Genomic DNA, 9365 nt, shown 5'->3' with positions numbered 1-9365 from the left:
CGTAAAACAGCGCCGCTTGTGCCTCCTGCTTTGGTCCCATCATCGCCAAATCCCCCAATCAATAAAGGAATTGAATCAGCGATTACCACTTCGATCAAGCAAGAGTTTTTCAACACAATCAGCCCAATCTCACCGATGCTGCAACCTGTATGAACGTCAGCTTTCACGTGTTGAGTAGAAGCGGAGCCCAAGAAACACTTCATTATGAAAGGACTTTTTCTGCACAGAATTTTTACATCAGTACTGATAGACCAACCTTCACTTGGTCCACGACCACGTTGGTATGGAAGCGTCGGATATTTGGGTTTTCGGTGAATACTCTGCGCGTAAATCGTTCATAGCTTACCATATCTTGAGCCAAAACGATTAGAATGAAATCAGTGTGACCGGTCACGTAGTAACACTGCTGTACCTCTTCCAGCTTCAACATTGATCGGCGAAACTCATCAAGCAAATCTACCCGTTCACGCTCAAGTTCCACCTCAACAATGAATGTCATGGTAGCATCGGCATGCTTTGTGCTGACGACAGCGATTTCTTTGTCGATCGCACCCGTCTCACGCAGAATTTGCACGCGTCTCTGAGCTGAGGACCGAGATACACCTACTTTTTCACCCAGTTCCTCTGAAGATATGCGAGCATTTTGTTGAAGTTCACGTAGGATAGATCGGTCTTTTTCATCCAGCATTTCTCGTTCTGCCCTTCAAATGAGGAATTAATAAGCAAATTACCTGTTTTATAGCTCAGTATTGGGCAATTTACCATGCATGCGATAGTAAGTTGTCTGGGAACCTAAAAAGAAGGCTGCCCGATGACATTTCCAAAGATATCCCAATCCTACACAGACCCTTACGATTACCCGCAAGGCATCGCCTTTCAAGACGGGCAGTACTTGATGATGAGGGACGCAAAAGTATCCGTGTTAGATTGGGGGTTTCTGCATTCCGACGCGACCTACGATACTGTGCACGTATGGGACGGGGGGTTTTTCCGGCTTGATTTGCATCTAGATCGCTTCTTTGCAGGCCTTCAAAAGCTGAATATGACGATTCCGTTTGATCGGTCTGAAGTTACCGATATTCTCACAAACTGCGTCGCTCTATCAGGCTACCAAAATGCATATGTTGAAATGCTCTGTACGCGTGGAGGTTCACCCAACTTCAGCCGAGATCCCCGTGAGGCCGTCAATCGGTTCATGGCATTTGCAGTGCCTTATGGCTCTGTTGCAAACCCTGATCAAATGAAGCGTGGGCTGCGCATCGCGATTAGTGATGTTGTGCGCATACCGCCCAAGTCGGTCGATCCTTCGATCAAGAACTACCACTGGCTGGACCTTGTGCGTGGCTTGTATGACGCTTTTGAAAAGGGTGCGGAGACTGCGCTTATCGTCGATACCAACGGCAATATTGCCGAAGGGCCAGGATTCAATGTTTTCGTGGTCAACAATGGGGCGCTCCATACTCCCGAATTTGGTGTGCTACCGGGTATCACGCGCCGTACCGTATTCGATTTATGTCGCAAGTTGGACCTTAAAGTATCGGTTGGCGATGTGTCGCCAGAGTTCTTGAAGGGCGGCGAAGAGGTGTTTATCACCTCAACTGCTGGTGGGATTATGCCCGTCAGCACAGTTGACGATGTCGCATTCGGCAACGGAAAACCTGGACCTATCACCACACGGATCAAAACGCTCTATTGGGAGATGCATAAACATCCTGAATGGGCGACACAGATCGAGTATCCAACAGATGTCTGAGTCCTTTCTTCATAGCCTCACTGATGATCTATCGGTGTTAGAACAAAATGGTTTGTACAAGCACGAGCGGCAAATGACGTCGGCCCAATCTGCACAGATCAATATCGACGGCCAAGACAGGCCATTTCTCAACCTATGTTCCAACAATTATCTTGGCTTAGCTGATAATCCAGCGCTGATCACCTCTGCAACAAAAGCAATGAAGACACACGGTTTCGGCGTCGCCAGTGTTCGGTTCATATGCGGAACACTGGATTTGCACCGGACGCTTGAAAAGCGATTGGCAACTTATCTGGAGAAAGACGATGCTATCCTGTTTGCCTCATGTTTTGACGCCAACGCCGGTTTGTTCGAAGCGCTTCTTGGCCCCCAAGATGCAATCATCTCTGACAGCTTAAATCACGCATCTTTGATTGACGGGATCAGGTTGTCAAAAGCAAAGCGGTATCGCTATGCAAATCGGGATATGGTTGATCTGCGCTGCCAGTTGATAAACGCAAAAGCTCAAGGCGCGAGACGACTTCTAGTTGTGACAGATGGTGTTTTCTCCATGGGGGGTACGATAGCGCCCCTTCCTGAAATCTCCTACTTGTCGAAGGAATTTGATGCTCTGGTTGTTGTGGATGATTGCCATGCTACAGGAATATTGGGACGGGCAGGCAAAGGAACGCCCTGGCTTTATGACCAACCAGCGAATGTGGATGTTCTGACTGGCACATTTGGGAAAGCACTTGGTGGTGCGCTAGGCGGCTACATATGCGGCCCGCAGCCGGTCATCGATATGCTCAGGCAACGTGCGAGGCCCTATCTCTTCTCCAACAGCTTGCCGCCAGCCATTGTGGCAGCGTCAATCACTGCTTTGGACATGGTGGAAGATGCAAATCACATCAGAGAAAAGCTTTCAGCCAATACGATGCTCTGGCGCAATGGCCTTCAAAAGATAGGTTTTGAGATCTTAGGTGATACCCATCCTATCGTGCCAATTATGGTTGGCGACGCTGCAAAAGCCACGGATTTCCAAAATACGCTTTATGCAAAAGGTATCTTTGTCACTGCATTTTCGTACCCAGTAGTACCCAAGGGGCAGGCCCGCATCCGCACTCAGATGAATGCCAGGATGACTGAGGAGCAGATTGGTTTTGCTTTGCAGGCGTTCGGACAAGCAGGCGTAGGAACCGGCGTTTGTTGAAACCGCGCCATCCAATAACGATGGCGCGCTGCGGATTGTGTTGATCCAACTAATTAACTTACAGAGGCTAACCACATGCAACACAGCATACTGGAAAACGTATCCTTTGAGTCCTTCGGTCTGCAGCCGGTCTTGAATTTCAGAGTCGAGCTGGGTCCAGAGGATGATAACCGCATACGGCTGGCGTTATCTGAGGAAGTAGGACTAGCCTATGGGGACTACGACCATGTGGCTTTTGAGACTGCCCCCGGCACGCAATTTTTCAGAGGACAACACGGGACCGCCAGCGGAGCAATGCAGGCAGCGACAAGGCGCAAAGTGCGCGCCTTGATGTTCTCAATACCAAGAGATGAGGCCATTCTGAAAACGGCGTTAAAACTCATCCACCGCTTACATTCTTATGAAGAACCAGTCGTCTACGTAACCGAAGCCTATGCAACCCGAATACGAGGCGACCAGTCCGACAAGAACCCTAACAAATGGTGGAATAGAAATTCCGAGTAATTTTCTGCGAAGGGCGGTGAAAAGCATGCGTCCGTGCTGCAACAGCGGACCTTGGCGCAAGCGCCGCGAAAGATCAATTTGTCCGCATCTGAGACATTGGGCATTGGCCGCAGCAATGCTCACCGTACCTGTCAAAGGCACCGAGTTCGGAAGTCGAACCAACACTGTTCACCGAGCTGCGTAAGCCTTTTCTTATTCGTGCCTGACATGATGATGAAAGGTCACCAAGTACCTCTTTCGGTACGCGCTGGTTGATGGGGATGCTGCCCTTTTTTACTGTCGGTTATGCCGACCGGACCCCGCGCGCAGCATCCCCCATTGGCGTCGGCGGTGTATCCACCGCCAGCCGCCAAAGCTTGATTGCGAGCTTTCGGGCAACAGCAACAATGGCCTTCTGCCCGATCCCATGCTTCGCAAAATGTCGATTGTAGAGTTCCTTGGCTTCCGGGTCGCGCCATGTCCACTGCCACGCCGCTTCGACCAGAATGCCGCGCAGGCGTTTCTGGCCCACTGGCCTGATCCTGGCGCGACCTGCGCTGCCTCCGCTTTGGCTGACGACTGGGGCCAGCCCGAGATACGAGGTCACTTCCTCTGGCCTGTTGAAACGCTCTGGCGAGAACAGTTCGGCCAAGAAGTTTGTCGCGGCGGTCTCCCCCACACCGACGACTGAGGTCAGGCGCTTATAGGGGCCGGGGTGCATGCGATTGGTTGCGGCACGGATCTCCGCGCGGAGCATCTTGTCTTCAGAAAGCAAAAACAGATACTCGCGCACCATTGACGCCAGCGCCATGTGATGTTGTGGCGGCACATCGAGCGCGGTCAGGTCGGCGGATGCCGCCAGTGACCACTTCTGGATACTATCCGGTTCGTCAATACCGGACGCCAGCAGAAACCCCTTGATCTTCTGTTTGATCTTGCCTCGGCTTTCTGCGATCCGCTTGCGCCGCCGCACCAACGCGCGGTAGCCCTCTTGCTCTACGGTCGGGACCGCGATGGGGCGTAGCAACCCCCGCGCATAATAGGTTGCCAGTTTGACCGCATCCAGCCGGTCGTTCTTCGCCGCCGCAGCATATCCACGAGGAATGCGCGAAGCAGCAATGATGGAAACATCGAAGCCTGCGTCATTCAAAACTCGCGACAGAGCGAAGCCGGTTGGGCCAGATTCATAAACGATATGCTCTATGTTTATACCCAACTCCGTCAGCTGATGAGCCAGTGCTTCTTCGCCCGACGGGCAGGTGTAACTCTCGACCACCCCGTCTTCCTTGGAAAACAGGGCGACAGAATAGGTCTTCTTGTGAACATCGAGGCCGACGACAACGGGCTGGTCTTCAACCGCTGCCACAAACCGCAAAATGCGTGTTGCTTTCTTAACCATGCTGGAAACTCCTTTGTTTGGAATGTCCCGGCATCGCAGCAGTTAGCCGCGCCACCGTCCAGCATGGTATTTTTTGTTAGGGGGTGGGGAAGGGCGAGCGCATCTTCCGCGAGCTCGCGCGACCTTAAGGCGAAGCGGCGGTGCACCGCCAAACTGCGATCTGAAAATGCACGGTCCAACGCACCAAAATTGCCGAGTTTCGGTCCCCCATTCGCCCTAATTCGGCCCAGAACGGGCGACACTCTGTTGCGAAATCGTCAACTGATCGTTTCGCAGGGTGGGGCCCATGTCTGATGTATCGCTAACTGAAAACACCGCGCAGGGGCGTGAAGGGCGGGGCTTGATCGTGCTGTTCACGCTTACGATTTTCCTGAGCGCATCATTGCTTTTCTTCGTGCAGCCGCTGTTTGCCAAGCTGGTCTTGCCGGTCATCGGGGGCGCGCCCGCGGTCTGGACCACGGCAATGTTGTTCTTCCAGACCGTTCTGATTGCAGGGTATCTCTATGCGCATATCCTGGTGCGCTATGTGCCGATCCGTGCGCAATTGGGCGTACATCTGGGCTTTTGGGCGTTGGGGCTGTGGTTCTTGCCGCTGGCCATTCCCGAAAGCTGGTCGTTTGACCCTAACGGCCCCATCACCTTGCAAACATTAGGTCTTTTCGCGCTGGGGGTGGGTGTGCCATTCGCGGTTCTGTCGGCGAATGCGCCGCTTATTCAGGCGTGGTATCGCGCGTCGGGCGCGCCTTCGGGGGACGATCCTTATTTCCTTTATGGAGCGTCGAACCTCGGCTCGATGGTGGCGCTGCTGGCGTTTCCGCTGGTGGCGGAGCCGATCTTGGGAGCGACGGCCATCGGTCAGGGCTGGGCGGCGGGCTTCATTGCGTTTGGTATGTGCCTTATGGCGATTGCGTGGACGGTATTTTCCAAACCGGCCAAGACGGATGACGCCACCGTGTCAGAGGCCCCCAAAACGCGCATTGATGCAGACCGCATTGCGATCTGGTTGCTTTTGGCTTTTGTGCCGTCGTCTTTGATGTTGGCTGTGACCTCTAAAATTTCGACTGATATGGGCACCATTCCGATGGTCTGGGTGCTGCCATTGGCGCTGTTTCTGGCCACATTCGTGCTGACCTTTCGTAGCAAAGCGGTGCTGCCCGACGAGTGGCTGAAGGCGCTCAGCGGTATTGGTGTCGTTTTTCTGATCTATACATTCACGACGAGCGCGTTGAGCCACGGGCAGTTGCTGATGGTCGCCGGACTTATCGCTTCGTTTTTCGGTGTCTCGCTATATGCGCATCGCCAGCTTTATCTGGCACGGCCCGATGCAGGCAGCCTGACGACGTTCTACTTGGTGATGTCGGTGGGCGGTGCTTTGGGCGGGCTTTTCAACTCCATCATCGCACCTGTGGTCTTTGACAGCCTGCGCGAAGGGTCGGCGACCGTGGTGATGGCGGCGATTATTCCGCTGTTTTTGAACCGTCCGAAGCTTAGCGCCGGGAAGGCGCGGATTGCTGCGTGGTCGCTGGGCGGCTTGGCTTTGCTCAGCGTGGTGATGGCGGGGCTGCTGTCAAACACTGGCTTTCTCATCGGCGCAGCCGGTGCGGCGCTGGTTTTGTCGCTTCTATTTACGCGCCCTCTCGTGACCTTTGGTGTCGCGATCAGTGCTGCAACGCTTTCCGGCACGTTCATCCAATATAGTGACGCGCATTTCGTGGATCGCAGCTTTTTCGGTGCGCATTTGGTGCGCGACGATGTAGAGCGCGATTTGCGCGCCTACATGAACGGCACCACGGTGCACGGCAAACAACGGCTCAGCGATCTTGGCGCGGAACACCCGGTGCCGTTGTCCTATTATCACCCCGAGTTGCCTATGGCGCAGGTGCTGCAGAGTGACCTTGCGCGCGGGGCGTCCGATATCGGGATCATCGGTTTGGGGATCGGGTCGTTGGCTTGCTACCGTCAGCCCGGCCAAACTTATCATTATTATGAGGTCGACAGCATGGTCGATCAGGTCGCGCGGGACCCGAACTTGTTTACTTACATGTCCGCCTGCGCGGGCGATCAGCCGACCTATCTGGGCGATGCGCGCGTTGTGCTGGAGCAGCAGCACGATCTGAAAATGTCAGTTGTCGTGATCGACGCATATAGCTCGGACGCGGTGCCAGTGCATCTGACGACGACCGAAGCAATGCAGCTTTATCTTGATCGCACGACAGAGGATGGTGTCGTTCTCTATCACGTCTCCAACCGCTTCTATGACATCGATGTGCCTCTAGCGCGGTCTGCTGCGGCGCTTGGGCTGAACATCTGGTTGCATGAAGAGCCGCTGACAGAAGCGCAATACCACGCAGGAGCGTCTGCCAGTTCAGTTGTCATGATCGCGCGACAGGGCGCCAAGGTGGAGGGACTTCTGGAGGCTGGCGCATGGCGCGCGTTGCGCAGCGATGGCGGGCGACTTTGGACGGATGACTACGCTAACCCGCTGAGTATTCTGAGCGCGCTGCGCTAAGCCATTGCGAGGCTGCGCTTTTGGTGCTTGAACAAGCGCATGAGCCTTACGATCCGTCCCGCCACGCCTGATGACGCACCGCAAATGTGCGCCCTTTTGAATGCGATCATCGAAAAGGGCGGCACGACCGCTCACCGGGTTCCTTATGACACGGACCGGATGATTTCGGACTATGTCGCATCTGCTTATGCCGTCAGTTGCTTTGTTGCGGATGAGGATGGCGAGGTGCTTGGCTTTCAATCTCTGGAGCAGAAAAAACCGACATTCCCCTTGCCAGAGGGTTGGGGATTGATCGCGACCTTTGTCAAAATGGGTGTCCATGGCAAAGGCGTCGGCGCGCAACTTTTCGAGGCGACTAGGAAGGCCGCTCGCGACGCAAATCTGACCGCAATCGATGCCACGATCCGACTTGAAAATATCGGTGGTCTGGCGTTCTACACCAAGATGGGTTTCGTCGATTACGCGACAAAACCCGAAGTCGTCTCGAAGAAATACGATTTGAGCACGGAGGACTGATTGGCCCTCCAGCGTCACGAATCGCGTCTGACGATTTGTCTTTCGTTTGCGCTGGGTAAAGCGCCGTTCCGCCAATCGCCTGTCCAAAAGTTGTCTTAAAAGCCTTTGAAGCCCCTCTTTTCCCACGATTTTCACGGGATGGGTCTGTTCCGTTTTCGCCCAAGAAGGGTATAGTGAAGTCAGCTGCTCGACTGCCTGGGAGGGATACGAGAATGATCCGGTCTGAACTGATTCAGAAGATTGCTGACGAAAATCCACACCTTTATCAGCGCGATGTCGAAAAGATCGTGAACACCATCTTCGAAGAGGTCATTCAGGCAATGTCCCGTGGGGATCGGGTCGAATTGCGCGGCTTCGGTGCTTTCTCGGTCAAGAAGCGCAACGCGCGCACTGGGCGCAATCCGCGCACCGGGGAATCGGTTGCGGTCGAGGAAAAGCATGTGCCATTCTTCAAGACAGGCAAACTGCTGCGCGATCGGCTCAACGGAAAGTAATCCATGCGGTATATTCGGTATCTGATTTTGGGCGCGATTGCCGTGGCCCTCGTAGTGGTGTCTATGGCGAACCGCGGCGCGGTCACGCTGAGCCTGCTGCCAGATCCGATTGCCGATTTGGTCGGCTACTCATTTTCGATCACGCTGCCTTTGTTCATTGTGATTTTGGGCTTCATCTTGGTGGGTATTCTGCTGGGCTTTGTTTGGGAGTGGCTGCGCGAGCACAAACACCGCGCTGCTGCTGCGAATGCCGAGAAAGAAGCGCGCGAGCTCAAACGCCGGGTGCGCCGTTTGGAAGGCGAAAAGCATGAAGGCAAGGACGAGGTCCTTGCTTTGCTTGAGGATAGCGGCACCGCGCGCTAAATGCTGCGGATGAACGCGAAAACCTTGATCAAAATTTGTGGGCTTTCCGAGCCGGGTCACGTGCGCGCTGCCGTTGCGGCGGGGGCCGATTACGTGGGCTTTGTGTTCTTTGCAAAATCGCCTCGTAATGTGAGCGTCGCACGGGCCAAAGCCTTGGCTGCGCTGGTGCCGGATGGGGTGCGCAAAGTCGCGTTGATTGTGAATGCCGAAGATGCCGTTCTGGACGAGGTGGTGGCAGAGGTGCCATTGGACATGCTTCAGCTTCACGGCTCTGAGACGCCGGAACGTGTCGCAGAGGTCAAAGCGCGCTACGGCTTGCCCGTAATGAAAGCCGTGGGCGTTGGCGCGGCGGAGGACCTTGCTGCGCTTGACAGATACGCCGCCGTCGCAGATCAGCTATTGGTCGATGCCAAACCCCCAAAAGGCGCGGATTTGCCTGGTGGTAACGGGCTGGCTTTTGACTGGAGATTGATTGCGGGTCGCGACTGGTCAGTGCCGTGGATGCTGGCCGGGGGGCTGGCACCCCACAATGTGGCCGAGGCGGTGCGCCTGACAGGCGCGCACCAAGTGGATGTCAGCTCGGGCGTGGAAAATGGCCCCGGCGCTAAAGATGAAACCCTGATCGCGGACTTTATAAAAGCCGCGCATGGAGGATGACG

The 9365-nt window shown here is 54.7% G+C and carries 11 protein-coding genes; 8 read left to right on the top strand and 3 right to left on the bottom strand.

Annotated features, from left to right (window positions below; genetic code table 11):
* Nucleotides 1-191, bottom strand: a 191-nt coding sequence (locus tag KUW67_RS18070; RefSeq protein WP_224826739.1) for a hypothetical protein, incomplete at its 3' end; no start/stop codon positions are given.
* A gap of 41 nt (nucleotides 192-232) precedes the next feature.
* Nucleotides 233-688: an Lrp/AsnC family transcriptional regulator gene (locus KUW67_RS18065; RefSeq protein WP_224826738.1), complete on the bottom strand. Its 456-nt coding sequence runs from the start codon at nucleotides 686-688 to the stop codon at nucleotides 233-235.
* A gap of 123 nt (nucleotides 689-811) precedes the next feature.
* Between KUW67_RS18065 and KUW67_RS18060 the strand changes: the two genes are divergently transcribed.
* The 3 genes from KUW67_RS18060 (at nucleotide 812) to KUW67_RS18050 (ending at nucleotide 3446) form a co-directional block, all read left to right on the top strand.
* Nucleotides 812-1753 (top strand): aminotransferase class IV, encoded by a 942-nt coding sequence (locus tag KUW67_RS18060; protein ID WP_224826737.1) that lies wholly within the window; start codon nucleotides 812-814, stop codon nucleotides 1751-1753.
* Entirely contained in the window at nucleotides 1746-2942 is a 1197-nt protein-coding gene (locus KUW67_RS18055) for a glycine C-acetyltransferase (RefSeq protein WP_224826736.1), read from the top strand. The genes KUW67_RS18060 and KUW67_RS18055 overlap by 8 nt, the downstream gene beginning before the upstream one ends.
* A gap of 75 nt (nucleotides 2943-3017) precedes the next feature.
* Nucleotides 3018-3446: a hypothetical protein gene (locus KUW67_RS18050; protein WP_224826735.1), complete on the top strand. Its 429-nt coding sequence runs from the start codon at nucleotides 3018-3020 to the stop codon at nucleotides 3444-3446.
* 283 nt (nucleotides 3447-3729) lie between these two features.
* On the opposite strand, the gene KUW67_RS18045 is transcribed toward KUW67_RS18050, so the two are convergent.
* Nucleotides 3730-4824, bottom strand: a complete 1095-nt coding sequence (locus KUW67_RS18045) for an IS110 family transposase (protein ID WP_224826734.1) — start codon at nucleotides 4822-4824, stop codon at nucleotides 3730-3732.
* A 286-nt stretch (nucleotides 4825-5110) separates the two neighbouring features.
* Between KUW67_RS18045 and KUW67_RS18040 the strand changes: the two genes are divergently transcribed.
* The 5 genes from KUW67_RS18040 to KUW67_RS18020 all read left to right on the top strand — a co-directional run bounded on the left by KUW67_RS18040 (nucleotide 5111) and on the right by KUW67_RS18020 (nucleotide 9363).
* Nucleotides 5111-7333 carry a transporter gene (locus KUW67_RS18040; protein WP_224826733.1) on the top strand — a complete coding sequence of 741 codons (2223 nt, stop codon included), beginning with the start codon at nucleotides 5111-5113 and terminating at the stop codon, nucleotides 7331-7333.
* Between the two features lie 39 nt (nucleotides 7334-7372).
* Nucleotides 7373-7849 carry a GNAT family N-acetyltransferase gene (locus KUW67_RS18035; protein WP_224826732.1) on the top strand — a complete coding sequence of 159 codons (477 nt, stop codon included), beginning with the start codon at nucleotides 7373-7375 and terminating at the stop codon, nucleotides 7847-7849.
* A gap of 212 nt (nucleotides 7850-8061) precedes the next feature.
* Nucleotides 8062-8343, top strand: coding sequence for an integration host factor subunit beta (gene ihfB / locus KUW67_RS18030; RefSeq protein ID WP_224826731.1), 282 nt, complete (start codon nucleotides 8062-8064; stop codon nucleotides 8341-8343).
* Nucleotides 8344-8346: 3 nt separating this feature from the next.
* Nucleotides 8347-8706: a lipopolysaccharide assembly protein LapA domain-containing protein gene (locus tag KUW67_RS18025; protein ID WP_224826730.1), complete on the top strand. Its 360-nt coding sequence runs from the start codon at nucleotides 8347-8349 to the stop codon at nucleotides 8704-8706.
* A 9-nt stretch (nucleotides 8707-8715) separates the two neighbouring features.
* Entirely contained in the window at nucleotides 8716-9363 is a 648-nt protein-coding gene (locus tag KUW67_RS18020) for a phosphoribosylanthranilate isomerase (protein ID WP_224826741.1), read from the top strand.
* Nucleotides 9364-9365 lie beyond the last annotated feature (2 nt).

Source organism: Cognatishimia sp. MH4019 (assembly GCF_020177595.1).
Taxonomy (GTDB): Bacteria; Pseudomonadota; Alphaproteobacteria; order Rhodobacterales; family Rhodobacteraceae; genus JAHTBL01.
This window is presented reverse-complemented; position numbering and strand designations above follow the sequence as displayed.